General features: G+C 69.8%; 19 protein-coding genes and 1 tRNA gene. 10 read left to right on the forward strand and 10 right to left on the reverse strand.

The features are described 5' to 3' along the window. Positions 1–5,538 (reverse strand): PKD domain-containing protein (locus tag U4E84_RS11750; protein WP_322532284.1); only part of this gene is annotated, 5,538 nt, incomplete at its 3' end. 220 nt (positions 5,539–5,758) lie between these two features. Further along, positions 5,759–6,232: a hypothetical protein gene (locus U4E84_RS11755; RefSeq protein ID WP_322532285.1), complete on the reverse strand. Its 474-nt coding sequence runs from the start codon at positions 6,230–6,232 to the stop codon at positions 5,759–5,761. A gap of 228 nt (positions 6,233–6,460) precedes the next feature. Here U4E84_RS11755 and U4E84_RS11760 point away from each other — a divergent pair, with 228 nt between their 5' ends. Further along, complete coding sequence (locus tag U4E84_RS11760; RefSeq protein WP_322532286.1) at positions 6,461–6,874, forward strand: heme-binding protein; 414 nt, start codon at positions 6,461–6,463, stop codon at positions 6,872–6,874. 259 nt (positions 6,875–7,133) lie between these two features. Here U4E84_RS11760 and U4E84_RS11765 read toward each other — a convergent pair. From U4E84_RS11765 to U4E84_RS11785, 5 genes are all read right to left on the reverse strand, one after another. Continuing rightward, a tRNA-Gln gene (locus U4E84_RS11765) sits at positions 7,134–7,206 on the reverse strand. Between the two features lie 91 nt (positions 7,207–7,297). Further along, entirely contained in the window at positions 7,298–8,530 is a 1,233-nt protein-coding gene (locus U4E84_RS11770) for a DUF5305 domain-containing protein (protein WP_322532287.1), read from the reverse strand. A gap of 4 nt (positions 8,531–8,534) precedes the next feature. Next, positions 8,535–9,698: a signal peptidase I gene (locus tag U4E84_RS11775; protein WP_322532288.1), complete on the reverse strand. Its 1,164-nt coding sequence runs from the start codon at positions 9,696–9,698 to the stop codon at positions 8,535–8,537. Positions 9,699–9,891: 193 nt separating this feature from the next. Next, positions 9,892–10,800, reverse strand: a complete 909-nt coding sequence (locus tag U4E84_RS11780; protein WP_322532289.1) for a hypothetical protein — start codon at positions 10,798–10,800, stop codon at positions 9,892–9,894. A 120-nt stretch (positions 10,801–10,920) separates the two neighbouring features. Beyond that, a complete protein-coding gene (locus U4E84_RS11785; RefSeq protein WP_322532290.1) occupies positions 10,921–12,477 on the reverse strand; it encodes a CARDB domain-containing protein in 1,557 nt (518 codons plus the stop codon). 390 nt (positions 12,478–12,867) lie between these two features. Between U4E84_RS11785 and U4E84_RS11790 the strand changes: the two genes are divergently transcribed. From U4E84_RS11790 to U4E84_RS11805, 4 genes are all read left to right on the forward strand, one after another. Beyond that, on the forward strand, positions 12,868–13,449 hold the full coding sequence (locus U4E84_RS11790) for a hypothetical protein (RefSeq protein WP_322532303.1): 582 nt from the start codon (positions 12,868–12,870) through the stop codon (positions 13,447–13,449). A gap of 20 nt (positions 13,450–13,469) precedes the next feature. Continuing rightward, positions 13,470–14,321, forward strand: a complete 852-nt coding sequence (locus U4E84_RS11795) for a hypothetical protein (RefSeq protein ID WP_322532292.1) — start codon at positions 13,470–13,472, stop codon at positions 14,319–14,321. Between the two features lie 322 nt (positions 14,322–14,643). Further along, positions 14,644–15,225 (forward strand): hypothetical protein, encoded by a 582-nt coding sequence (locus tag U4E84_RS11800; RefSeq protein ID WP_322532293.1) that lies wholly within the window; start codon positions 14,644–14,646, stop codon positions 15,223–15,225. A 338-nt stretch (positions 15,226–15,563) separates the two neighbouring features. Beyond that, the gene (locus U4E84_RS11805) at positions 15,564–15,713 is read left to right on the forward strand and encodes a hypothetical protein (protein ID WP_322532294.1); all 150 of its coding nucleotides are present in this window, start codon (positions 15,564–15,566) and stop codon (positions 15,711–15,713) included. Positions 15,714–15,768: 55 nt separating this feature from the next. Here the strand turns inward: U4E84_RS11805 and U4E84_RS11810 are convergent, their stop codons facing one another. The 3 genes from U4E84_RS11810 to U4E84_RS11820 form a co-directional block, all read right to left on the reverse strand. Then, positions 15,769–16,896: an ABC transporter ATP-binding protein gene (locus U4E84_RS11810; RefSeq protein WP_322532295.1), complete on the reverse strand. Its 1,128-nt coding sequence runs from the start codon at positions 16,894–16,896 to the stop codon at positions 15,769–15,771. Between the two features lie 127 nt (positions 16,897–17,023). Further along, positions 17,024–19,270 carry a phosphoribosylformylglycinamidine synthase subunit PurL gene (purL, locus tag U4E84_RS11815; RefSeq protein ID WP_322532296.1) on the reverse strand — a complete coding sequence of 749 codons (2,247 nt, stop codon included), beginning with the start codon at positions 19,268–19,270 and terminating at the stop codon, positions 17,024–17,026. A 255-nt stretch (positions 19,271–19,525) separates the two neighbouring features. Further along, entirely contained in the window at positions 19,526–19,903 is a 378-nt protein-coding gene (locus U4E84_RS11820; RefSeq protein ID WP_322532297.1) for a hypothetical protein, read from the reverse strand. Positions 19,904–19,995: 92 nt separating this feature from the next. Here U4E84_RS11820 and U4E84_RS11825 point away from each other — a divergent pair, with 92 nt between their 5' ends. The 5 genes from U4E84_RS11825 to U4E84_RS11845 all read left to right on the forward strand — a co-directional run. Continuing rightward, positions 19,996–21,045 carry an ATP-binding protein gene (locus tag U4E84_RS11825; protein WP_322532298.1) on the forward strand — a complete coding sequence of 350 codons (1,050 nt, stop codon included), beginning with the start codon at positions 19,996–19,998 and terminating at the stop codon, positions 21,043–21,045. 97 nt (positions 21,046–21,142) lie between these two features. Next, complete coding sequence (locus U4E84_RS11830; RefSeq protein WP_322532299.1) at positions 21,143–22,219, forward strand: MBL fold metallo-hydrolase; 1,077 nt, start codon at positions 21,143–21,145, stop codon at positions 22,217–22,219. Positions 22,220–22,310: 91 nt separating this feature from the next. After that, entirely contained in the window at positions 22,311–23,261 is a 951-nt protein-coding gene (locus U4E84_RS11835) for a DUF4129 domain-containing protein (RefSeq protein WP_322532300.1), read from the forward strand. Then, entirely contained in the window at positions 23,261–23,884 is a 624-nt protein-coding gene (locus U4E84_RS11840; protein WP_322532301.1) for a hypothetical protein, read from the forward strand. Before U4E84_RS11835 ends, U4E84_RS11840 begins: the two co-directional genes overlap by 1 nt. Further along, the coding region (locus U4E84_RS11845; RefSeq protein ID WP_322532302.1) for a DUF58 domain-containing protein at positions 23,881–25,081 on the forward strand (1,201 nt) is incomplete at its 3' end. The genes U4E84_RS11840 and U4E84_RS11845, both read left to right, overlap by 4 nt.

The following is a 25,081-nucleotide window of genomic DNA, read 5'->3' on the forward strand; positions in this document are numbered from 1 at the left end:
GCCGGGTTCGTCGAACGACCCGACTGCGTCGGTGCCGTTCACCTCGTAGTCGCCGTCTGCGTCCAGGTCCCACGCCGCGCCGGCCACCGTTCCGTCGGGATCGACGCTGTCGTCGGCGTCGAACCCGACCGCCTCGCCGAGGAGCGGTGTCGTGTCGTTGACGGACGCCTCGGCGGATGGCGGACGGTTCTCGACGGTCACGTTCCGTGTCGTCGACCTCGCCGTCTCGTCGTCGTCAGTGACCGTGAGGGTGACGGGATACACCCCGTCGTCGCCGAAGTCGACGGCGGCGTCGGGCCCGGACGTTTCGGTACGCCCGTCGTCGTCGAGGTCCCACTCGTACCGTTCGATCTCTCCGTCGGGGTCTTCGCTCTCGCTCGCGTCGAGGTCGATCGCGTCGTCGGTCAGCTCGGGATCGCTCGCGTCCAGCGCCGGTTCGGGCGGCGCGTTCACGTCGAACCGAACCGTCGTCTCGTTCGTCGCCCCGTCGTCGTCGACGACGCGCAGCGTCGCGGTCCGCTCCCCGTGGTCGTCGTAAGTGGCGGTTGGCGACGACGCGTTCGATTCGAACTCCCCGTCGTCGTCGAGGTCCCACTCGTACCGTTCGATCTCCCCGTCGGGATCGCTGCTTTCGCCCGCGTCGAAGGCCACCGGCTCTCCGACGACCGGAACCTCGGTCGTCACGGCACCGACCGCCGTCGGCGGGCGGTTCTCCACGGTCACGTTCGTCGCGGCCGTGTCGGTCGCACCCTGGTCGTCGGTGACGGTGAGAACCACTTCGTAGGTTCCATCGTCGTCGAACGAGCGATTGGCCTCCACGCCGTCGGCGTCGCTCGCCCCTCCGATCGCCCAGTCGTACGCGACGATCTCACCGTCTGGATCGTCGCTGTCGGCCGCCGAGAGGGTCGTTTCCTCGTCGGTCAGGACCGGGGATTCGGCGTCGATCGCGGCCGACGGCGGCGCGTTCACGTCGACGGTGACGGTCGTCTCGTTCGTCGCCCCGTCGTCGTCGGTCACGCGGACCGCGACAGTCCGTTCTCCCGGCTCCTCGAAGACGGCGGTCGGGTCGGCGTCCGTGCGCTCGAATTCGCCATCACCGTCGAGGTCCCACTCGTGGGCGTCGACCTCTCCGTCGGGGTCGCTGCTTTCGCCCGCGTCGAACGTCACCGGCTCTCCGGCCGTCGGCTCGGAATCGTTGACCGTCGCCGCCGCGGTCGGGCGACGGTTCTCGACGGTCACGTTCGTCTCGACGGTGTCCGTCGCCCCCTGATCGTCGGTGACCGTGAGCGAGATCGGGTAGGTCCCGTCGTCGTCGAAGTCGACGGCGGCGGTAGATCCCGTCTCCTCGACGGCTCCGTCGTCGTCGAGGTCCCACTCGTAGGCGTCGACCTCCCCGTCGGTGTCCTCGCTGTCGCCCGCGTCGAGCGCGATGGACTCGCCGGTCAATCCCGGTTCGTCGGCTTCGATCGCGGCCGTCGGCGGCGCGTTCGCTCGCACCGTCGTCTGGCTCGTCGCGGACGCGCCGAACGCGTCGGTCAGGCGAAGCGTGACGTTCCGTTCGCCGGCATCGTCGTACGCCGTCGTCGCGTTCGCGGCCGCGGTTTCCCGCTCGTACTCGCCGTCGTCGTCGAGGTCCCACTCGTACGCGACGACCTCGTCGCCGGCAGTCCAGTCGCCGGGCGCGGAGACGGTGACGTCGCTCCCGACGGTGACGTTGCTAGGCGACGCGGCGAGCGGCGGGGCGTCGGGCGTCGCGTCGACGGCCCGGAGGCTGTCGAGGACGACCGTTCCGTTCCCCTCGACGTCGACTTCGAGCCGAGCGTCGTCTGTCAGGTTCCCCGGAAGGTCGGCGCTGACCGTCTGGTTTTCGTCCTCGGTGAACTCGACCGACGAGATCGGATAGCGGTCGCCGTCGCGCGTGGTCACGTACATGTCCAAGAGCAGTTCGCCGTCGATCTCGTCGACGAGGGCGTTGTAGGCGACGACCCCCGCCGCCGTGCTCGATCCGATCTCTGAGGCGTTCGGAATCTCGTACGAGCCGTTCGTCCCGCCGGTGAACTCCTTGTCGTCCTCGTCGCCGATCGACGTTGAACGGTCCGCCGGTAAGCTGGAGAACGGAACGGGACCCGTCCAATCGCCGACGTTACCTGCGGTGTCGACGCCGCGAGCCCGGAGCTCGAACGAACCCGCGTCGTCCAAGTCGACAACCGTGGGCTGGGTCGACCTGAGCGTCTCCCAGTCAGTCCAGGACTCCTCGCCGTCGGCTCGGTACTGGAGCTCGACCGTCGACAGCGGTTCGTCGGCGCTCGGATCGACGACCGCGCCGGTCACGTCGTCGGTCGCGTTCACGTCGACAGCCGGCGGGTCGTCGTCACGGACGAGCGTCACCGACCGCGATGCGACGTTCCCCGCCTCGTCTCGAACCTCGACGGTCACGTCCGTCCCGGCCCTCGCGGCGTCGACGCCGACGTCGACGCGACCGTTCTCGGTGGCGTCCCACTCCGACCACGAGTCCCCGTCGACGCGGACGCGGTACTCGAGGTCGTCTGTCGCCGTCACTTCGTCCTCGGCGCCCCACGAGAGCTCGACCGACTCGTTCGCGACGACGCGTCGCTCGACCTCCTCGCCGTCGACGAGCGTCGGGCGCTTCGGCGGGATCGACTCGGCCTCGATCTCCGGCGGGTCGGCGTCCGGCGGGTCGTAAGTGAGCGTCTCCGTCGCCCACTCGCCGGTCTCGTTCGCGAGATTCGTCGCACGCGCCCGGACCTCGATCTCCCCCTCGGTCGGCGAAGACAGACGGCCGAATCCGTCCAGTTCGTCGTCTCGGACGGTCTGCCAGTCGGTCCAGTCGGACTGACCGACCTGGCGGTACTGTAGTTCGACGGACTCGATGCGTCGTTCGGGAAGCACCCTGACGTACAGGTCGCCAGCGGTTGGATCGCTGGCGAGCGGCGCGGCGACGTCGGTGGTCGGAGGACCGGCAGTCCGGACCACGTCGGCGTTCCGGACGGTCGTGCGACCGGCGTCGTCTCGAACCTGGAGCTGGACGCGCGTGAGACCGTCACCGTAGGAGAGATCGGGCGTCACCCGGCCGTCATCGGGCGCGGTCTCCCACGCCGTCCAGCCGTCCCCGTCTTCGTCGCCAGCAAACCCGTCGCCGTCGTCGTCGCGGAATCGGTACTCGAGGTCGTCGGTCGGCGTCTTGGCGTCCCAGAGGTCCCAGGCGAGATCGGTGTCGCTGTCGTTCGTCGGGTAGACGGCGTCGCCGTCGGCGAGCGTCACCGGGTCGGGCCCCGAGACGAGGTCGGCCTCCGGACGCTGGACGTCCGGACCTGCTCGCTCGACGACGGATGCGTCGACGGATCCGCCCTCACCGCTCGCGGTGAGCTTCAGTGGGCCACGGCTCCCCCCGGCGCGTACGACGACGTAGGTCGTGTCCGCGGGGTCGTCGATCGTGTCGGTGAGTCTCTCTTCCCCGCCCTCGGAGAGCTCTCGACCTTCGACGGTCCGCGGGTCGTCCGGGCGATCGGAGAGGACCACCGTCTCGAGGTCGGCGGCGTTCGCGCCGGCGACTGTGACGTCGATGGCGTCCGCGTCGTCGGTTCCCGCGGCGGCGTCGAGTTCGAACACCGCGTAGTCGTCGCCGTGGTCCATCGTGTCGTACACGTTCGCGTCGCCGAACGCGGTCCAACCGTGGGTCGGCATCGACGTCTCGCGCGGCAGCGACGTGTTAGCCGCTCCGTATCGCTTTTCCGTCGTCTCCTCGTAGTCGAGTTCGACGAGCAGCCGGAGTGACTCCACGTCGGACCGGATCTGTTGGTACGCCTGCGGGTCCTCAATCCCGGCAGCGTTTCCGACGACGTCGCCGTGGACGTCGTTCAGGTAGGTGGGCAAGAGCAGGTACGTCTCCCGGAGGAGAGACTGACGCTCCTCGAGCAGCCTGTCTTCTTTCGCCTCGTCGTCAGTTCGCTTCAGTTCGGCGGTGTTCCGCTCCAGCGCGTCGAGGTTTGCGCGAAGTTCGTCGTACGAGTCGGTGCCGGGGTCGACGTGGATCGCTATCGCCTGTTTTTGGATGCCGGTCCCGTACGAACCGGCGAACTCGTCCGACTTCAGCGCGACGTCCAGCGCCGTCACCGCGGTCCCGATACCGCTGAACCCTACCGTGGTCTGGAGTGTGTCGTCCGCGTACGAGACGGCCTGATCTATCGCGGCGTCCTTGGTGGCGTTCTCGAGATCGAACCGGAGCTCCTCGCGGATGACCGCGGCGGCGTCGTCCGCGTCGCTCGTGGCGTCCGCCTGCCAGTATGAGGCGTTGAACGCGCGGTCGCGGTACGTTCCGTAGGTGTCCGCCGGGAAGTCCGTCTCGGGATCGGTCGTGAGGCTCGAATCGACCGCTTCCAGCGTTCCGTTCGACTGGACGTAGATGCCCCGAGCAGTCTGGACGAGAGCGAAGAGGGAGAGACGCTCCGTACGGGCTTCGTACACGTATCCCGCCGAGCTGTTCTCCACGTACGTGACGGTCGTCGAGTCCGTTTCCCACGCGTCGCGCGTCTCGTTGTACCGAACCAGCGAGACGGACCCGGCGTCGGTGCCCGCCTCGTGTGGCAGCACGAATCGGAACGAGGCGTTCTCGATCGCGGCGTCGGAGGTCTCCGGGTGGGAGACGTCGAGATACGTCCGAACCGACGCGTTTGGCGGCGCCTCTCTGTCGCCGGGGGGACGCTCCGTGTCTGCCACCGAGACGGTCGTGTTCACCGCGTCGACGTCGTCGGCGTACGTGATCTCCGTCGTCTCGACCGCGACGTCGTCCTGGCTCGCGTTGTCTACCGCACCGAGATCGAAGGCGACCGACTCCCCGGCAGTCGCCGAGCCGGTCGCACGCAGGACGCCGTCGTCGACACTGGTCTGAACTCCGGTGTCGTCTCCGCCGTCACTCGGTGTGCCTTCGTCCCCGCCGTCTCCGGTTTCGTTCTCGCCCCCGTCGCTTCCGTCCTCGCCGTCGTTCGGCGCGTCGCCAACATCGTCAGACGCGGTCGCCTCGATGCTCACCGAATCGACCGCTTCGAGCGCGCTCTCGTTTGTCGAGTCGATACGCACCGAGACGTTCGTCGCCTCACCGACGCCGAGCGTGACGGACTCGGGATCGTTCCCGTCGATCCGCCGCGACCGGTCTCCGTCTTCGGCGTAGAACCGGAGACCGGGAGGAGTGTCGTCGACAGTCAGCCGAACCGGCTGCGTCCCGCGGTTCGTCGTCACGAACACGTCGTCCGCGTGTGTCGTCGCGTCCGGATTCAACCCTGACGCCAGCGTGCCGCTGCCGTCGAAGTTCAGATCCAAGGTCCCGTCCGACTGCTCGGCGTACACGCCGTTGGGACCCGTAGACGGTTCCAAAGAGAGGAGCGCGTCGTCGTCGTCCGCGACATCGACCGAGACCGTTCGCTCGGCCGAGACGTTCGAAAAGGCCCCGGTCATCGGGATGCCGGCGGTGACGACCGAGAGCGCAACCAGTGCGATGGCGAGGCGCCGCCATCGTGTCATCGGCTACCACGTGGAGAGCCAGCTCCAACACTCATTGCCCAGTTTTACTGGCACTTATCCGCATAGTATTGAGGCGGTTGATCTCACGAAGGAGGGACCTGAATTCGATTCAAGCGATACTTGAAGCGGGCTGTGAGCCCGTCTACGTTCGATTCATCGGAAGACGGTTTCGGAGGAGCCACGAGAGTCCGCGCAGTGACCTCAACGGGGACCGATCGGCCTACACCTCGAACAGCCGCTCGGCGTCCTCGGCCTGTCGACGGTAGATCCCGCGACCCTTCAGCCGCGGGATATCGTGGCGGTAGAGGGTCTCCGCCTCGCAGTCGTACACGAGCGGGAAGACGTTGGTCCGACGCCGGGCGACCGTGTACGAGTGCGCCGCGCGAACGAGCGACGAGTCCGGGTCGGACACCGGGAAGACGACGTAGCCGAGGGGCGTCGTCGACCCGTATCGGTCGGTGGCGCGGTCGACGAGCACGTCGCGGAACGCGTCGGCGGTCGCGGCGAGGTCCTCCGGGCTGGGGTCGGGCTCGTCGTCGACGAGCGTGGCGAGGATCCTGACCCGTCCGATCGAGTCGTCCTCGTCGCGGGCCTCCCAGACCGGGTCGAACCCGTCCGTGTACTCGTCGACCGGCTCGAAGCCGTGTTTCCGGCGGTTCTGGACGACTGCGTCGCGGTACTGCGTTCGATTCATACGCCAACACACGGATCGCATGATAAAAAATGACACACATGTCGGCGACCCGTGAGAGCGTGCCGGCGACCGGACGACGGTCACCGGAGTCGGTCGAGTTCGACCGCCGCCGCGAACCGGTGTTGCACCGCCCAGAGCCGCTTCGCGACCGTGTGCGAGACCGCGACGAGGAGAGACATGATAGTTTATTATATTTCCAAGGTGTCTGTTACACGGAGTACAAACAGAATGACGAACGTATCAGTGGAGACGGCGACGGAGATCATTTCGGCCGCCGAGGTGAAAGCCGAGGATATCGGCGTGCCGATGTGTATCGCGGTGATGGACGAGGGGGCGAACCTCGTCGCGTTCCGCCGGATGGACGACGCGCTCATCGCGAGCATCGACATCGCTCAGAACAAGGCTTACTCTTCGGTCTCGTTGGAGATGGATACGGAAACGATCCAGGAGGTCGCACAGCCGGGCGAGTCGCTGTACGGGATCGGAGGCACGAACGGCGGGCGGATCGTCACGTTCGGCGGCGGGTTCCCGCTCGAGGACGCGGACGGCAACGTGGTCGGCGGGCTCGGGGTCTCCGGGGGCAGCGCCGAGGAGGACATGGAAGTCGCGCGGGCAGGAGTCGAGGTGTTCGAGAGCCTCTGACATCCTCGCAGTGAACGCGGCCCCTTCGACGCGGGAACGCCATGAGGCGACTCCACCGGCAGTCGTTCGTCCGATCGGGAAGACGACCCGTCACGGCCGACACCGAACCCGAGCGCCACGCGCCGGTTCCGACTGGAGGGACCGAACCTCGAGTACGAGGTTCCGGCCGGATATCGAACCACGGTTACTCGGCGCTGTCCCGTTTCCCACGTCGACTCCGCACGCAGTACTGTCGCTGGCGGCGGTATTCGCGACGGAATAGTCCCGGGCGGATTCGAACCGCCGTCAATGGCTCCAAAGGCCATTATGATTGGCCACTACACCACGGGACTGCGGTCGGTGGTTGCCCGCGCGCACTCAAGTAGGTTACTTTCCCTGGCAGGTTGCGTGAGTGGTCATCGCTGCCGGACCGCCGTCGTTTCCTCACGCGCTCTCGTCCGACTCGGCTCCGCCGACGTCGGCCGTCGACTCGTGACCGTCCAGGTCCGCGTCATCGGGGTCTGTTTCGCCGGCCGCGTCCGGCGAGTCCGGGGCGCCGCTCGCCTCGACAGCCTCCGCGTCATCCGCGACGTCCGCGTCAGCGAGGGCCGGCGGCCGATAGGTGTAGACGAACTCGCCCGCGACCGCGTGGTAGGCGCCGGTCTCGGGGTCCGCCACGACGCCGGTGTCGCTGTCGATCGCGAAGTCGACGAGGTCGCGGAGGCTCTCCGCCTCCGCCTCGGGCCGCTCGTGGACGGACGACGGGAGTCGGAACGTCGTGATCCACTCCGCGAACTCGGCGCGGTCGTCGCTGAACGAGAGGTACTCGCGCTCGGCCGGTGTGAGCGCGAGGTCGCGCTCCCGGCGGGCGTACGCCAGCGCGCCGCTCCCGGCGAGTCCGACCAGCAGCAGGAGCGGACCGCCGATCGATCGGAGCGGGCCGTAGCTTCGCTCGACGGTCACCTCCTCCGTGCGCTCGGAGGTGTCAGACTCGACGCCGGGATCGTCGACGGTGTAGGTGTCGCCCTCGTGGTCGACGCCCAGGTCGATTGTCCGGGAGTGCGAGGTCTCTTCGCCGTTGATCGTCCCTTCGACGGCGACGTCGGTGGTGACGAACGTCTCCGTCTCCCCTGGCGACGCGCCGATCTCCTCTTCGATCTCCGACGCGGTCGCGTCGACCTCGGAGCTGTTGAGCGCGAACGACGCCGCGGCCGTCTCGTCCGGTTCCACGTCCGAGACTGTTTCGTCCGCCAGCGTCTCCCGCTCGCTCCAGTAGACGGTATCGCCGTCTTCGCCGACGTTGCGGACGACGAGCACCGATTCGAGCCGCACCGAGACGTCCTCCGCGTCCGCCGCCGCGTACGTCGTCTCGACTGCCACGTCGAGCACCGGCGCGATCCGCGTGAAGTAGGTGTCCCGGTCGTCGAGCACGGTTCCGGTCTCGAACACGGAGTTCGGCTCCGTCACCTCCGCGGAGTGGTTGTATCCGCTCTCGACGGTGAACGAGGAGGCGGTCCGCGTCTCCGTCTCGGTGCCGGGATCGACGTGCGTCGTGTAGACGAAGGCGCCGCCGACCGCCGCCGCGATCAGACAGACCGCGAGGAGCAGCGTGAACTGTGCGTCCAGCATCGCTCGGAGCCGGAGTCGGGTTTCGTCTGGGGGTGTCGAGGAACTCATGCGATTACCTGTAGAACTCGCGGAGGACGCGGCGGTACAGCGGGGGTTTCTCGCGCGATTCGCGGGACCGTATCCTGGCCGGCTCGCCGCCGAGGAGGAGCAGCCCGAGGCCGACGATCCCGCCGCCGAGCAGCCCGTTGATCGCGACGATCGGCGCCCAGGGGTGGACGCCGTACAGCTCGTCGACCACGTCGGCCGGGAGCACCGCGAGGTACCGGTGTTCGACGACGAACAGCCGGTAGTAGCCGGTCTCCTCCGGGGCGGTCAGCGTCACCGTGGTCTCCGCCTCGCTCCGGCTGCCGACCGAGAGCCGCTGGGGGTCGACGTCGACGCCGGGGCTGTCCGGGGTGACGTACGCGTACACCGGCACCAGCCCGGCGTTGGGGACGACGTACTCCAGCTCCTGGCTCGTGCCGCGCTCGATGACGGTGGGGTTGTCCGACTCGAACTCCGCGCTCACGACGCCGTACTCCTGGGTTCCCCCCGGGACGACCATCGCCGCGGTCGCGGTCGCCATCAACACCAGCGCGAGCACGACGACGATCGCGAACACGGAGGTGCCGTCGTCGCGAGACCGGTCGCGTTCGCGGGTCTCGCGCGCGTTTCGGGTCAGGTACCAGTCGGCCACGTACGCGACCGCGGAGAGCCCGAAGAGGACGTACGCCAGTCCCTGGGTCCCCTGGAGCGAGCGGACGCCGAGCGAGACCGTCAGCCACGTCTGCAGCGAGTCGAGCGCCGACTGAATCCCCATCGCGACGGTGCCGAGGTGCGGAATGACGACCACGCTCCCGCCGACCTGGAGCGCCACCGCGACGACGTCCGCGTCCTGAACGGGAGGTTCGCCGTCGTCCTGGTCGGTGAACGGGTTGTTGTCCCCCTGCGTGACGTACCCGCGCTCCGTCTCATCGACGACGCGGTGGGTGGTCAGTCCGCCCCCCTCGATCTCCTGGGCGTCGAAGGTCACCACGTCGCCGGTCCCGACGTCGCCCGCGAGCGGCGCGGGGATCGCGACGAACCCGTCGCCGGGATCGAGCGTCGGCTGCATGCTGCCGGTCTCGACGAAGCTGAGCAGTATCGGCTGGCCGAGGAACTGGCCGACGACGAGCGAGAGGACGACCACCACGGCCGCGACCTGCAGCGTTATCGAGAGGATGCGTTTCGGTGACATGTGTCGTGTCTCGGCTGCGTGCCGCACCTGAGGGGTGTCGTCGCCGCGTCGGGGTCGAACCGACGTCGCGTCGGCGCCGTGCCTTCGGGACCTCTTCCGGCCGGCGTCGCGAGCGGGCGGCGTCGATAGTGGAATGTAATCGACACGTTATAAATTCGTGGTTCGGTGCAGGATGCGGCGGGGAGTGTCGGACTCACTCGTCGAAGACGCCGACCGCGAGGAGGGCGAAGGGGCCGATGAAGGCGAGACAGAAGCCCAACAGGTGAACGTACAGGTTCACCACGCTCCCCGCTCCCGTCGGGTCGCCGGGGAACCCGACGATCGGGTAGCCGACGACGAGGACCACACCGACGGCGAACAGGTCTCCCTCCCCCGGCCGAGACGCGACCGTTCGAACCCCGTCGCGGGCGGTCTCGCGGAGCCGGATACCCGAGGACGACGCGTAGAGGACCGAGAGGAGCGCCCCCGCGACGCCCGTCGCGAGGCCGGCGAGGCCGGCGAGGTCGACGTCGCTCGTCGGGTCCGGGAGCGGGAGCGCGAGCAGCGCGATCCAGCCCGCGAGCGCGAAGAAGGCCGCCGGCAACGCGCCGAGGGACGCGTTCGGAACGAACCGCTCTCGGGCGTACGCCCAGAGCAGGAGCGGGAGCAGCCCCGCGAGTGCCATGTTGATCCCGGAGAAGCCGAAGCCGATCGCGTCTCGCGGGACGGCGAGGTTCAGCGCCGAGAGAACGAACGGAAACGCCGCGAGGAACGTCGCCAGCGCGGTCAGGAAGAACCGACGGGCACCACCCAGGACCGCCAGCGCGTAGCCGGTCCCCGCGAGGAGACAGTAGCCGACCACGTTGCCGGCGAGGTGGCCGGCGTCGAGGTGGACGTAGTGCGCGACGAAGGCGCTCCGAAGCGTCGGGTCCGCGTACGCGAACGCGAGCGACCGACGCGTCGACTCCGGGAGCGCGAAGACCGCGACGAGGACCGCCGGCACCGCGAGCAAGACGAGCAGGTCGAGCGCCCGGACGCTCGCGAGCAGCTCTCGCCGGAGGGCGGGGCCCTCGCTCCGGTCGCCGGCGGCGCGGTCGCGCTCGTCGGGCGCGGGTGCAGTCACGACCCCAGCCACGTCGACCAGCGGCTAAGGCCTGTCGGCGCCCGCGGCCCTGAGGACCGACCGACGCCGAGAGACCGCGAGCGGGGAGCGACCGTCCGAGCGATCGACGGGCGACGCGGCTCACGGACGCGGCGTCCGACGGAACAGCGCGAGCGTCGCGACGACGACGGCGACGAGCACCGGGAGCCCGACGAGCGCCGCGGGGTCGACGCCGCCGGGCTCCTCGGTCGGTCCGTCGCCCGATTCGGAGTCGTCGTCTCTCGCCGCGTCCGACTCCGCGTTCGCCGACTCGCCCTCGTCGCCGTTGCCCGCCGGGTCGCCGACGACGACCGTGCCGACGGGCGTCCCGTCGACCGCGAGGTCGTACGCGCCCGGTTCCTCGAACGTCCCGTCGAGTTCGACCGTCGCCGTCTCGTTCGGTTCGAGCGCGACCGACTCGGTCGCAACGGTCTCGTTCGCGACCGAGTCGCCGTCGGCGGTCAGCGCGACCGTCTCCTCGCCGGCCGCGCCGCCTCCGTTCTCCATCGTCGCTCGGACCGTCACCGCCTCACCGGGTTCGATCGCCTCCGGCGCGACCGAGGCCTCGGTCACGTCGAACCGGGGCGCCCGCGCCGCCACCGCGAACGTGGAGAACTCCTCGGTCGTCGCGCGGAAGTGCACGCGGTCCTCGGGGAGGCCGAGGATCTCGACGACCTCGTCGTCGACGACCTCGACCGGCTTCTCCTCCCACTCGCCAGCGTCCGTCTGCCGGTAGAGCGTCACGTCCTCCGGCTCCGTGTCGGTCGCGTTGAGGCGATCCGGGTCCGCGCTGAAGCGGATCGTCATCTCGTCGACCGCGTCGGGCGCGAAGTCGTAGTCGAGCGCGAGGTACGCCATCTCCCGCGGCCTCGTCGGCGCGGCCAGCGGGCTCTCGTTCTCGAAGGGATCCGGGCTTCCCGCGGCGTCAAGCTCGACGCTATCACTTTCGACGCCGTCCAGGTCGATCCCCTCCAGCGTGACGTTCTCGCCGTCGAGCGCCATCCCGTCCGCGCCGAACCGTATCGTGTCCCCGCGGTCGACGTCGCGCGCGGTGAACTCCCGCTCGTCCGGTCCCGGCGCCCGCACGGTCGTCGTCGGGTCGTTGTCGCCGTCGCCGCCTCCGCCTCCGGTTCCGCCGGCCGCCTCGACCGACTCCGCCTCGGCGCCCTCGGCGTTGATCGAGAACTCGTCGGCGCCCAGCCGCGTCCCCGCGGCCTCGCCGCGCGTGTCGAGCGCGAGCCCGACCGCGACCGACTCGTTCGGCGCGAGCGTGACGTTGTTCGCCTCGCCCTCGACCGAGCCGCCGTCGGCGACGAAGGTGACGTTCTCGCCGTCGTTCTCGATCCACACGCGCGCGTACTCGTCGCCCGTGTACGTGATCTCGAAGACGTCGTCGATCGTTCCCGCGGTCCCGACGTTCACGCCCTCGAAGTCGGGACCGAGCTTCGGGTTCGACGCCGAGACGTCGACCGCGATCTCGTCGTCGTCGTTCAGGTAGGCGTAGTCGCCGTTCGGCCCGTCGGCCGGCTGGACCGCGAGCTCGTCGTCCGCGAAGGTGTCCGCCGGGCCGTCGACCACCGCCGCGCCCGTGGCGAAGGCGAGCGACGCCGCGGCGACGAGGAGCAGGACGAGGGCCAGGGTACGGCGGACGGTGGACATGAGTGTGTCTCTACCGAGCGGTGTCCGGGACAGGACATAGTTATGGGCTGCACGAAGGTGCGCGAGTATCACACCGTCGAGCTCGTCACGAGTCTGCGGTCCCGTTCGGCCGCTTCAGGTTGATCCTGAAGAGCAGATTCCGACAGTTCAGGCACCATCTGAAACCAGAAGGAGGTGAATAAAATAATACTAATTATGATATAAATCCCTCAGCGCGGTCGAAGCGTACGAGAGGATACCGTCATCTGTTTCGGGGTTTTGACGCCTCTGGTCCCCGAATATCGACGTTTCAGACCACACCCACTGGCCTCAGTATGAACTCCGAGACAGTTTAGCGAGTTATCATAACCATGGGATTTATGTTGGCGTACTCATATGTGTCTGACAGAAATGGCGTCGGCACAGCAGATCGACGGGGGAGGGACAGAGCCGACGGTGGAGGTGTCCAACGACGAGCTGTTCAAGGTGCTGGCGAACCGGCGCCGACGGTTCGCGGTGCACCTGCTGAAACGCGAGGAGCGGGACCAGATCGCGATCGGCGAGATGGCCGAGCAGATCGCGGCCTGGGAGAACGGGATCGACATGGCCGAGATCACGGGCAACGAGCGCAAGCGCGTCTACACGGCGCTCCAGCAGTCGCACCTGCCGAAGATGGACGAGGCGGGCGTCGTGCGCTTCAACAAGGACCGCGGCGTCGTCGAGCCGACGCCCGCGCTGACGAACGTCGACCTCTACATGGACGTCGTCGAGGGCAAGGAGATCCCCTGGAGCGACTACTACGTGGGGCTCTCGGCGGTCGCGGTCGCGCTCGTCGGCGCGGTGTGGCTGAACGCGTGGCCGTTCGTCCTCCTGCCCGACATGGCGTGGACGGTCGCGATCGTCGTCGCGTTCGCGTTCTCCGCGGTCACGCACAAGTACTACACCGCCGAGATGAAGGTGGGCGAACCCGAGGAGCCGCCGGAGCTGACCTGACGTGACGTTTCAGGGAGTGGTTGCGGGTCTTCCGGGAGCGCATAACCTTGGGGGAAGGACTCGTTGAACGGACTGAACGAAGTGTGAGATCACCGCAAATGAAACGACGAAACCTCATCCTGCTGCTCGGCGGCGCAAGTTCCGGCGCGATGAGTATCGGCACCGGCGCGTTCAGCAGTATGGAGGCGGAGAGAGGAGTTTCGGTGAACGTCGTCGACGACGAAGAGGCGTTCGTGGGGTACCAGTCACGCGATCGGACCCTCCCTGATGACACGAACGACGACGGGACGGTGGATCTGGTGGCCGTGGCGAACCAATTCGCCCAGGAGGTCGAGGTCGTCGACGCCACTTTCGACGAGGGAAGCGAGTACTTCGGAGAGCCGATCGTCCCGGAAGGCAAATTCGGGTCCGGCGAAACAGCGACGGTCACCGCGGAACCGAATCTGTCCCCCGACGAGGAAGTCGACGTCGTCGTCACGGTCACCGTCGAGGGCGCAGGCGTCTCCGCGAAGGTGTTCGGTGATACCGAGACGCGCCAGTTCGTGGTCACCCGAGACGACGAGACTGGCAGCCTCGTTCGATACAAGGGTAGAGGTACGATCAACGTCGGGAATCAGAGTCAGCACGGAGAGACGGTCGAGGTCGACCTGTATCGTATCCCGAACGGGAAGTCCGCCGACGATCCCTCCATCGAGACGGACGAATCGGTCGAGATCGAACCGGGCAAGAATGAAAAATTCGACGGGTGGGTCGTCGCTGTCGAGGTTAACGGCAATATTTATCAACATCCGGGCTGGGGCGCAGACACGTGTGAGTTCAGCGATAGCGGTGCTGGCGACGGCGTCATCGTCGACGAAGCGCCGAGCTGTTGAGTAGCCGGCAGCGATCTATCAGACGCTCCAAACGCGTGAGCTTCTGGTCTGGGCAGAGTTCGAAAGGGGACAGTGTTCTCACCGAGCGAACCAGGATGCGAGCCGACCGATCGGCGGAGAAGGGTCTGCCTGAAGGGAACAGAGCACTCTTGAAACGGTGCAGGACAGCCCTGTAGAACCTTCAGAACCCGCCAGAACATCTTCTGCTGACTCATAACCATACTGGATACGCTCCATGGGTGAAGTAGAGCGACCCTGGGTGACACGGGATGTCTCGTGTTCCCGAATGGGGGTCGCGTGCGGCAACAGAGGTAGACCAACCATGGAACGACGCAAGTTCATCATTGGCGCAGGTGCATTGGCAACGGGTAGCGCGGCTGCAGTGGGTACGGGTGCGATGTCGAGCGTGAGCGCGGAACGCTCAGTGTCGGTCGAGACGGAGAGTGACGCCGACGGCGCGAACCTGGGCCTCGAACCGAACGATGACTACGAGGGCGCCGAGGACGAGTACGCGCAGGTGACGGACGGGAAGCTCGAACTCACCTTTGACGACGTCAACAAGAACGCGGTCACGAAGTACGAGGAGCTCATCACCGTTACCAACAACGGGACGCAGAGTTGCAGAGTGTTCGTCAACAACGATTTCGGTGACCCAGACGAGGATCCCATTTGGGGCAGCGGCAAATGGGGCGATGGTCCGATGGATATCCTCAATGGGAGCAATTACACGCCAGAGAAAACGTCGAATAACAATGATTCCATCGTCGGCGGGAACGCGAATCAGACACCGGGCGGCTCAGTTGCACTCGGTTCGGGTGAGTCAGTGGACCTTACGGTTGTCATCGACACCCGTGAATACGGAGACGTCGACATCGACGGCGAAATCCTGATCAAGGCCGTCTGAGGCCGCGTCAGAGATCTTTTCTCCTCCGGGCTACGGGGAATACACGTGGTTCGGGCGTTCCACTTGCGGAGTGAGTGAGCCGATCCGGTTGCGGCTTGCTCATCTCGGAATCATGGACGCTCAAAGCCGACTATTGGGGCGGTCGCGTGGAATCGTCGTCGGCTCTGATCGAGCCCTCCGCAGGTGCTCGTGAGTCGCTCATAGCGCTCCGAGACGTCGAGTCGTTCGACCCGCGTTTCGATTCGGTCGTGGGAAGAATTTTCTCTACGCAGGCGTCGACCCGGGACTGACCGCTCCGTTCAGATGCTCTTATGTGCCTCCCGTACCCACTTCGGCGTATGGACGACCACACTCACGAGCCCGACCCGGACGAACGCGTGACCGCCCCGATGCAACCGTTCGGCAGCCGCGAGGTCGGCATCGGCGCGGCCGTCACCCTCGTCGGGCTGCTGATCGCGTACGTCATCCCCTTCCTGTTCACGTTCTGAGCGGCGACGCCGGTCGCTCCCAGTTTAAAACATCCGACCGCCGAAAGCGACCCGCTTACCGCGGATACCAGGCCAGCGGATGGTTCGCGGTGAGCTCCAGGCTGACCGGCTCGTCGAGGTCGAACTCCTCGACGTGGTTGTGGAGGCAGTGGACCACGTCGCCGGACTCCAGCTCCACCCGGTAGACGAACGAGGGGCCGACGTACTGCCGCGAGACGATGACGCCGTCGGCCAGGTCGGGGCTCGCGGGCGTCGCCTGGAGGTCGTCCGGCCGGACGAGCACGTCGACCGGCGCGCCGTCGTAGACGGTGTCGTACCCCTCCAGCGCGACCGCGTCGAAGCGGCCGATCCCGGTCTCGACCTTCCCGTCGCGGAGCTTCCCTTCGAGGAACGACGCCCGGCCGAGGAAGGAGGCGACGAACTTCGACTCGGGTCGTTCGAAGACCGTCTCGGGGCGACCGACCTGCTCGATCCGCCCGTCGTTCATCACGGCGACGCGGTCGGAGATGGAGAGCGCCTCCTCCTGGTCGTGGGTGACGGAGACGGCGGTGACGCCGGCCGCCTTCAGGATTCGGCGGACCTCCTCGCGCATCTCCACGCGGAGGCGCACGTCGAGGTTCGAGAACGGCTCGTCGAGCAGGAGCACCTCGGGCTCGGGCGCGAGCGACCGGGCGAGCGCGACCCGCTGCTTCTGCCCGCCTGAGAGCTGGTCGGGCGTCTTCTCGCCGTGATCGGTCATCTCGACGAGTTCCAACAGCTCGTCGACGCGTTCCCTGACCGTCTCCTCGTCGGCGTCGGAGAGCCCGAACGCGATGTTCTCGCGGACCGTGAGGTGGGGGAACAGCGCGAAGTTCTGGAAGACGATGCCGACGTCGCGCTCCTCGGGCGGGACGAACGCGCCGGCGCCGGCGACCGTTTCGTCGCCGAGGACGACCCGCCCCTCCGTCGGCTCCTCCAGCCCGGCGATGGTGCGGAGCGTCGTCGTCTTGCCGCAGCCCGAGGGACCCAGGAAGGTGAGGAGCTCGCCCGGTTCGACGTCCAGCGAGACGCCGTCGACGGCGGTCTCCGGGCCGAACTCCTTCGTCACGCCCGACAGCGACAGCACGGGGTCGGACGACGACGCGGGCGGTTCGCTCGCGGTCCCGCTCGAGTCACTCGTGCCGACTGGTTGGGTCTGAGCCATCGATGTGGCGGGCGCCGGCGTTACCGACGTCCCGCGGTTGCCCCTAGGTATTTTAGGAAAGCCTAAAAGCGTGTCGCTCGCTCCCGCGAAGAGAGATACACTCGACGAGCGGTCGGTAATCGGGAGTTCACGCCAGCTCGCGGTCGATCACGCCACGGAGCTCCCGGATCGCGTCGGCGTCGAGCGCGACCGACTCGTCGCCGACCGACAGCGAGAGCGTCCCGTCCGTCGTCACGTCGCCGAGACGGAGCACGGGGAGGTCGCCCGCGGCCTCGGCGACCGCCTCGGGGTCGGTCGTCTGGACGACGAGGCGGCCGGGGGTCTCCTCGAACGCCGCGACGCGGTCGGGGAGCGTCACGTCGGCGCCGGCCGCGTCGGTCACCAGCTCGGCGAGCGCGACCGCGAGCCCGCCGTCGCTCACGTCGTGGGTCGCCAGCGTCGACTCCTGGCGCGCGACCGCCGCGAGCGACGCGACGAGGTCGGCGAACGCGGGCGAGCCGGAGCCGACGTCCGGGAGGTCCGGGAACCGGTCCGTCCCGCCGGCCCGCGCGAGGTACTCGGAGCCGCCGAGCGCGTCGCCGCCGGCGCCGACCAGCAGGAGCTCGGAGTCGGCCGCGCGCTCCGCGTCGAGCGCGGCGGGCGGCGCGTCGTACCCGCGCTTCGTCCCGATCAGCGCGAGCGTGGGCGTCGGCGGGATCGGTCCCTCGACGCTGTCGTTGTACAGCGAGACGTTGCCGCCGACCACGGGAGTGCCGAGGGCGTCGCACGCGTCGGCGAGCCCGTCGACGATTCCCGTAAATCCGCCGTACACGTCCGGCTTCTCCGGGTTGCCGCCGTTGAGACAGTCGACGGCGGCGAGCGGGACCGCGCCCTTCGCGGCGAGGTTGGTCGCGTTCTCCACGGCGATCGCGCGGGCGCCCTCGTACGGGGCGGCCTCGGTCCAGTTCGGGTTCGCGCCCGAGGAGAGCGCGAGGCCGACGCCCTGCTCGTCGGGGTCGAGCGCGGCGGAGTCGGTCTCCGCGGTCTCCCGGATCGCCACGATCGCGGCGTCGTCGCCCGGCTTCAGGGCGGTGCGGGCGCCGACCTCGTGGTCGTACTGGCGGTACACCCAGCGCTTGCTCGCGGTCGCGGGCGCCGAGACGACCGCCTCGACCGCGTCGGCGAGAGCGGGCCCGGGCTCGGGGAGGTCGCGGTCGGGCTCCGTCGGCGCCTCGCTCGCGAGGTCGTTCATCGGGGCGCCGTCGGCGAGGAACTCGGCGTCGACGTCGACGACGGTCTCGCTCTCCTCGCCGTCGCCCGCGAACTCGCAGACGTAGTTCCCGTCGGTCACCTCGCCGATGACCGAGCAGCCGAGGTCGAACCGCTCCGCGAGCTCCGCGACCCGGTCGACGTCGTCGGGCGCGACCTCATAGCACATCCGCTCCTGGCTCTCCGCGAGCAGGATCTCGGTGGGGTTCATGTTCGGCTCGCGCTGGTGGACGCGGTCGAGGCCGATACGGGCGCCGAGCCCGCCCTTCGCGACCAGTTCGGAGGAGGCGCCGCCGAGGCCGGCCGCGCCGAGGTCGCGGGCGGACAGCACGAGGTCCTCGTCGACGAGGGCCTCGTTGCACTCGATCAGCCGCTTCTCGGCGTAGGGGTCGCCGACCTGCACCGCGGGGCGGTCCTCGGTCTCGGCGTCCTCCGCGAGGTCCTCGCTGGCGAAGGAGGCGCCGCCGAGTCCGTCACGGCCGGTGCCGTTGCCGACGAGGACCAGCTTGTTGCCGGGGTCCTGGGCCGTCGCCGTCACGAGCCGGTCTTCGTTCGTGATCCCGACGCAGGCGACGTTGACGAGGGGGTTCCCCTCGTAGCCGTCGTGGAAGGCGACGCTCCCGCCCACCGTGGGGACGCCGATGCAGTTGCCGTAGTGGGAGATCCCCTCGACGACGCCCTCGAAGAGGTACCGCGAGCGCTCGCGGTCGAAGCCGCCGAAGTACAGCGAGTCGAGCAGGGCGATCGGGTACGCGCCCATGCTCATCGTGTCGCGGACGATGCCGCCGACCCCCGTGGCGGCCCCGTCGAACGGGTCGACGAAGGAGGGGTGGTTGTGGCTCTCGACGCCGAAGGTGACGTAGACGCCGCCGTAGTCGTCGGCGTCGCGGTCGGGCGCCGGCACGTCCGCGGCGTCCGGATCGGGCAGCGCGAGGACGGCCGCGTCGTCGCCGGGACCCACGACGACCTGGTCGCCCTCGCTGTCGAACGCCGACAGCAGCGGCCGCGAGGAGCGGTACGCGCAGTGCTCGCTCCAGAGGTTCTCGAACAGCGCGGCCTCGGTCGTCGTCGGCTCCCGGCCGAGCTCGGCGGCCACGAGCTCGCGGTCCGGTTCGGACAGACTCATACACTTACGTGGTTATCGAGCCCGTTCTAATGCTTTTCCATGTGCACGTTCGTGGGTAGCGACTGCGATCCGCGAAATCCGGGTGGCGACGTCAGTGACCCCGATCCGACTGGCGCGCGCCTCCGAGCGGCCGCCCGCGGCGGTCCGAGGTGCGCGCGCGAGGGAGGTGACGGCCCCGGCGCGGCCCCGCCCGCGCCGGGCCGGTCACCGAGGCTGGGGAGGCGTGAGGTGCGGGGCTGAGGAGGCGACGTCCAGTCACAACCCGACGAGCGCGACGCCGGATATCGCCAGCGCGCCGACCGCACCGACGGCCAGCGCCTTCGCGTTCAGCCGGACGGCGCGCTTCCGGTCGGCCTCGAGCGCCGCCTCGTCGAGCACCCGGTTCGTCCCCTCGCCGACGTCGAAGACGCCGATGCCGGCGAAGCCGACGCAGAACCGCTCGCGGTACTGGAAGTAGCCCATCGCGGCGCCGTAGAGGGGAAACATCGAGAGCGCGAGCGTCCAGCGCGGCCAGCCGACCGCGAGCACGGCGGCGACGTGGACGACCGCGAGGAGGAGCGAGCCGAGCCCGAGGAGGAGCCGCCACCGCCGCTGGGTCGGTCCGATGTTGCACACGCCCGGTTGGTACTCCATGGCGGTCCGTTGGCGCGAGCGGACGAAAACGCACCGGATCCCGTCGACGGCCCCTTTATTACGAACGAGCGAAACGATCAGACGAAACGAGCATGACAGACGGGCCGGACGGGGGCGGAGGGGCCGACCGAGACAGGGAACTCCAGCGATACGAGACGATTCTCGATTCGCTCGGCGACGCCGTCTACGCCGTGCGTCCCGACGGGACCATCGCGTACGTCAACGACCGCTACGCCGAGATGAAGGGCGTCAGTCGGGAGGAGCTGATCGGGTCACAGCTCTACGACTGGGTGACCGAGGAGGCCGCGGCGAAGGCGAAGCGAGTGCGTCGCGAGATCGCGGCCGGCGACCGCGAGGCCGGCGCCGTCGAATACGAGTTCCTCACGGCGGACGGCGAGCGGTTCCCGGTGGAGATGCGATTCGCCCGGTTCGTGGACGGAGACGGCGGCGACGAGCCCCTCGACCGCGTCGGCGTCATCCGGGACGTTCGCGGGCGGAAGCGGCGCGAAGAGGCCCTCCGACGCAAGAACGAGCGGCTCGAGGAGTTCGCGAAGGTCGTCTCGCACGACCTCCGGAACCCGCTCAACGTCGCCACCGGGCGGCTGGAGCTCGCCCGCGAGGAGTGCGACTCCGAGCACCTCGACCACGTCGCGCGGGCCCACGAGCGCATGAACTCCCTCATCGACGACCTCCTGACGCTCGCCCGCGACGGAACGGACATCGACGAGACGGGTCGGGTCCCCCTCCGGGAGCTCGTCGAGGCGTGTTGGGAGGGGGTCGACACCGCCGACGCGACGCTCCGGGTCGACACCGATCGGGTCGTGCGCGCCGATCGGAGCCGCCTCCGGCAGGCCATCGAGAACCTCGTGCGAAACGCGGTCGAGCACGCGGGGGAGGACGTCACGGTCACGGTCGGCGACGTCGACGGCGGCTTCTTCGTGGCCGACGACGGCCCCGGGATCCCGGCGGCCGACCGGGAGGTCGTGTTCGAGACCGGGTACTCGACCGGCGAGGACGGGACCGGGTTCGGGCTCGCGATCGTGGAAAGCGTCGCGGTCGCCCACGGCTGGGACGTGCGCGTCACCGACGCCGACGGCGGCGGCGCCCGCTTCGAGTTCACCGGCGTCGCCGTGATCGAGTGAACGGGGTCGGAGGCGCCGCCGCCGGGACCGACGCCGCCCGAATCGGCGCGATTTCCGCGGAGGCAACCCTGAAAAGGGTTCCCGCCGACGGGAGCGTGTGAAACGGATCCAGCTCGGCAACACCGTATTCGAGGGCGAGAACGACGTCTACCTGCTCGACGGCGAGACGACCGCGCTGGTCGACACCGGCGTCGCGCTCCCGGACGTGCGCGCAGACCTGGAGGCGGGGCTCGCCGAGCACGGCGTCGCGTTCGCCGACGTCGACGAGATCGTCTTGACCCACTGGCACCCCGACCACGCCGGGCTGGCGGGGGAGATCCAGGCCGCCGGCGGCGCCGACGTGTTCGTCCACGAGGCCGACGCGCCCCTCGTCGACGGGACGGAGACGCCCCTCGCGGCGGACCCCGTCCTCCAGCGCGAGACGTTCGACCGGTGGGGGCTCCCCGAGGCGGACCAGGAGCGCCTGCGCGACTTCTTCGAGGCCGTGAGCGACGGGCTCAGCGGCCGCCCCGCCGAGGCGACGACCCTCGACGACGGCGACGTCGTCGAGGCCGGCGGGGTCGCGCTGGAGGCCGTCCACCTGCCGGGCCACACCGCCGGTCTCACCGGGTTCGCGTTCGACCCGCGCGAGGTTCCAGACCACGAGCCGGTCGGGCGGTTGGGGTCGGACGACGCCCCCGACGCGGGGACGGCCGCCCCCGAAGAGCTGTTCGCCGGCGACGCCCTCCTCCCGAAGTACACCCCGAACGTGGGCGGCGCCGACGTCCGGGTGGACGCGCCGCTCGCGGCGTACGCCAAGAGCCTCGTGCGGATCGTCGAGCGCGACTTCGACGCGGCGCACCCGGGCCACCGCGAGCGGATCGACGACCCGAGCCGGCGGGCCGCGACGATCCTCGACCACCACCGTCACCGGACGCGGCGCGTCCTCGAAGTCCTCGCCGACCGCGGCCCGGCGACGGCGTGGGAGGTGTCGGCCGAGCTGTTCGGCGACCTCGTCGACATCCACGTGCTCCACGGGCCGGGCGAGGCGTTCGCGCACCTCGACCACCTCGCCGACGCGGGCGTCGTCGAGCGCGACGGGACCGCCTACCGCCTCGTCGACCCCGACCCGGACGTCGACGCGCTGTTCCCCACGACGCGCCTCGACGACGCCGTCGACGGCGCGGCCGACTGAGGTCCGTCCCCCACGGCCGGGTCCGTCCCACACGGTCGGGTCCCTCCGCCGTCGCCGAAAGCTATTCCCGCGAGACGGCGTATGCTCGGACGTGAAGCGGGACACCCTCGCTGCGGTCCTCCTCGCCCTCCTCGCGGTCGGCGCGCTCGGTGTCGCCGCCGCGACGCTCGACTCGGCCGTCAGCCTCGGCGACGGCGGGCTCGGGGGCGCGGACGGAGACGCGAGCGGAGCGGACGACCCCGCCGACGCCGGAACCGCTCCCACGCCGAGCGGCGAGGCGGCCGTCTCGCCGCCGCCGGTGTGTTACGAGTTTCTCCGCGAGCCGCCGGCGCTTGTGGCCTTCGTCGCGGTCCTCCTCGGGCTCGGCTGGGCCACGCACCGAGACACCCGCTCGCGGATGGCCGCCGTCGTCGTCGCCGGCGCGCTGGGGGCGCCGCTCGCCGCGGTCGGCTGGCTGCTGTCGGCCTGCCGCCCGGCCGACGAGGCCGTCGCGTTCGAGTTCGGAGCGGCGGCCGAGGAGAGCGGCCTGCTGCCTCAGGGCGGCGGGGGCGGGTCGGGCCTCGGCCGCGCCGCGGGGTCGACCTCGGCGCCGGAGCTCCTGTTCGCGCTGGTCGTGATCGTCGCGCTCGTCGCGAGCGTCGCCATCCTGTTCGGGGCCCGCGGCGACGACGAGCCGGACGAGCGCGATCCGGCGGCGGAAGCCGAGGCGGAGACGGACCCCGAGAGCCCCGACCTGCGCGCGGTCGGTCGGACGGCCGGCGCGGCGGCCGACCGGATCGAGTCGTCGGACGCCGACAACGAGGTGTACCGCGCGTGGCGCGACATGACCGAGGTCCTGGACGTGGACCGACCCGCCTCCTCGACGCCCGCGGAGTTCGCGGCCGCGGCGGTCGACGCCGGCGTCGAGGAGGGGCCGGTCGCGGAGCTCACCGCGGCCTTCGAGCGGGTGCGGTACGGCGGCGAGGACGCGACCGAGGAGCGCGAGCGCCGGGCCGTCGCCGCGCTCCGTCGGATCGAGGAGCGCCACGGGGGTGGCGAGTAGTGGTCCGCCCTCTCGTCGCGGTCGGCGTGGCGGCGGTCGCGGTCGGGTTCCTCGCCGTCCTCGACCGCGGGGTCGCGGCCGCGCTCGACCCCTCCTCGACCGTGGTCACGCTGATCGGCGCGCTCGGCGTGTTACAGGGCGTCAGGTACGCGAACACCCGTCGAACCCGAGACCGACAGGCGGCGGATCCCGGCGAGCCCGAGCGTCGGGAGCCGGCGCACGTCCCCGGCGCCGACATCGACGAACAGATTGAACAGACGGCTGCAGCCACCGTCGGCGGATACGGGACCAAACGCGACCTCCGCGGGCGCGTACGCGATGTCGCCGTGGCGAGCGTCGCCCGCGAGCGGAACTGCTCGGTCGAGGAGGCGGAGCGGCTCGTCGACGACGGCGAGTGGACCGACGACGCGACCGCCGCCGCGTTCCTCTCCCGAGACGCCTCCTACCCGATTCGGGTTCGACTCCGGACGACGCTTTCGGGGCGCTCGCGCTACGGGGTCGGGCTCCGAGCGTCCCTCGACGCGATAGCGCGGTCGGAGCGAACCGAGGCCGACGGGAACCGAGGCGACGTCGCCACCGGCGTTCGGGACCCGAGACCGACGGCGACGGAGGCGGAACGGTGAGCGGAAGCGGCGAAAGCGACGACGAAAGCGGAGACGGAGCGACGGGCGACAGAGGCGGAGCGACGGGCGACGAAGGCGGAGCGACGGGTGAGACGACGGAACGAACGGTCCGCCGCGAGAGAGAGACGGGGCGATGGGACGGCGTACGCGGCGCGGCGCTGGCGCTCCTCGGGGTCGGCGTCGTGGCCCGACGGCCGGCGCTCGTGCTGCTCGGGGCGGTCGGGGTCGGCTACGCCGTGTACGCGGCGGTCGGCGAGGCGCCGGCGGCGACCCTCGACGTGACGCGGACCGTGAGCGACGAGACGCCCGAACCGGGCGACGAGGTGACCGTCGCGGTTCGGGCGCGCAACGTCGGCGACGCCGCACTCCCGGACGTCCGTCTCGTCGACGGAGTCCCGCCGGGGCTGGCGGTCGTCGACGGTCCGGCTCGGGTCGCGACCGCGCTCCGTCCGGACGCGGCAGTCGCGTTCGAGTACACGGTGCGCGCGAGCCGCGGCGAACACGAGTGGGAGCCGCTCACGGCGATCGCGCGGAACCCGTCGGGGTCCCGCGAGCGGACCACGGCGATCGAGCCGGCCGCTCCCGCGCGCGTCGTCTGCACGCCGGAGCTCGCCGCCGGCGACGACCTCCCGCTGCGGGGGCTGACGACGAGCCTCCACGGTCGGGTGCCCACCGACGTCGGCGGCGCCGGCGTCGAGTTCCACGCCACCCGCGAGTACCGCCGCGGCGACCCGCTCAAGCGGATCGACTGGAACCGGCGGGCGCGGACGGGCGGGCTGGCCACGCTGGAGCTCCGCGGGGAGCGCGCCGCGACCGTCGTCCTCCTGATCGACGTCCGGGACGCGGCGTACGCCGCGTCCGAGCCGGCGGCGGAGACCGCGGTCGAGGCGAGCGTCGGCGCCGCCGGTCAGGCGTTCCGCGCGCTGCTCGACGGCGGCGACCGCGTGGGGATCGCGACGCTCGGTCCGATCGACTGCTGGCTCGCGCCGGGCGCCGGAACGACGCACGCGGCCCGCGGCCGCGACCTCCTCGCGACCCACCCCGCGCTGGCGCCGACGCCGAGCGGCGAGCGGTTCTACCGGCCGCTGTGGTTCCGGCGGTTCCGGCGGCGGCTCCCGGCGGACGCGCAGGTGCTCTTTTTCACCCCGCTCGTCGACGACGCGGCCGCGTCGCTCGCGCGTCGGATCGACGCGCACA

The organism is Halorubrum sp. AD140 (genome assembly GCF_034497445.1).
Taxonomy (GTDB): domain Archaea; phylum Halobacteriota; class Halobacteria; order Halobacteriales; family Haloferacaceae; genus Halorubrum.

Excerpts from the sequence above, each read along its gene's own strand:
- U4E84_RS11760 (WP_322532286.1), top strand. The coding sequence starts at position 6,461 with ATGACGAACGTATCAGTGGAGACGGCGACGGAGATCATTTCGGCCGCC.
- U4E84_RS11810 (WP_322532295.1), bottom strand. The coding sequence starts at position 16,896 with ATGGCTCAGACCCAACCAGTCGGCACGAGTGACTCGAGCGGGACCGCG.
- U4E84_RS11755 (WP_322532285.1), bottom strand. The coding sequence starts at position 6,232 with ATGAATCGAACGCAGTACCGCGACGCAGTCGTCCAGAACCGCCGGAAA.
- U4E84_RS11785 (WP_322532290.1), bottom strand. The coding sequence starts at position 12,477 with ATGTCCACCGTCCGCCGTACCCTGGCCCTCGTCCTGCTCCTCGTCGCC.
- U4E84_RS11825 (WP_322532298.1), top strand. The coding sequence starts at position 19,996 with ATGACAGACGGGCCGGACGGGGGCGGAGGGGCCGACCGAGACAGGGAA.
- U4E84_RS11820 (WP_322532297.1), bottom strand. The coding sequence starts at position 19,903 with ATGGAGTACCAACCGGGCGTGTGCAACATCGGACCGACCCAGCGGCGG.
- U4E84_RS11800 (WP_322532293.1), top strand. The coding sequence starts at position 14,644 with ATGGAACGACGCAAGTTCATCATTGGCGCAGGTGCATTGGCAACGGGT.
- U4E84_RS11805 (WP_322532294.1), top strand. The coding sequence starts at position 15,564 with ATGGACGACCACACTCACGAGCCCGACCCGGACGAACGCGTGACCGCC.
- U4E84_RS11790 (WP_322532303.1), top strand. The coding sequence starts at position 12,868 with ATGGCGTCGGCACAGCAGATCGACGGGGGAGGGACAGAGCCGACGGTG.
- purL (WP_322532296.1), bottom strand. The coding sequence starts at position 19,270 with ATGAGTCTGTCCGAACCGGACCGCGAGCTCGTGGCCGCCGAGCTCGGC.
- U4E84_RS11770 (WP_322532287.1), bottom strand. The coding sequence starts at position 8,530 with ATGAGTTCCTCGACACCCCCAGACGAAACCCGACTCCGGCTCCGAGCG.
- U4E84_RS11775 (WP_322532288.1), bottom strand. The coding sequence starts at position 9,698 with ATGTCACCGAAACGCATCCTCTCGATAACGCTGCAGGTCGCGGCCGTG.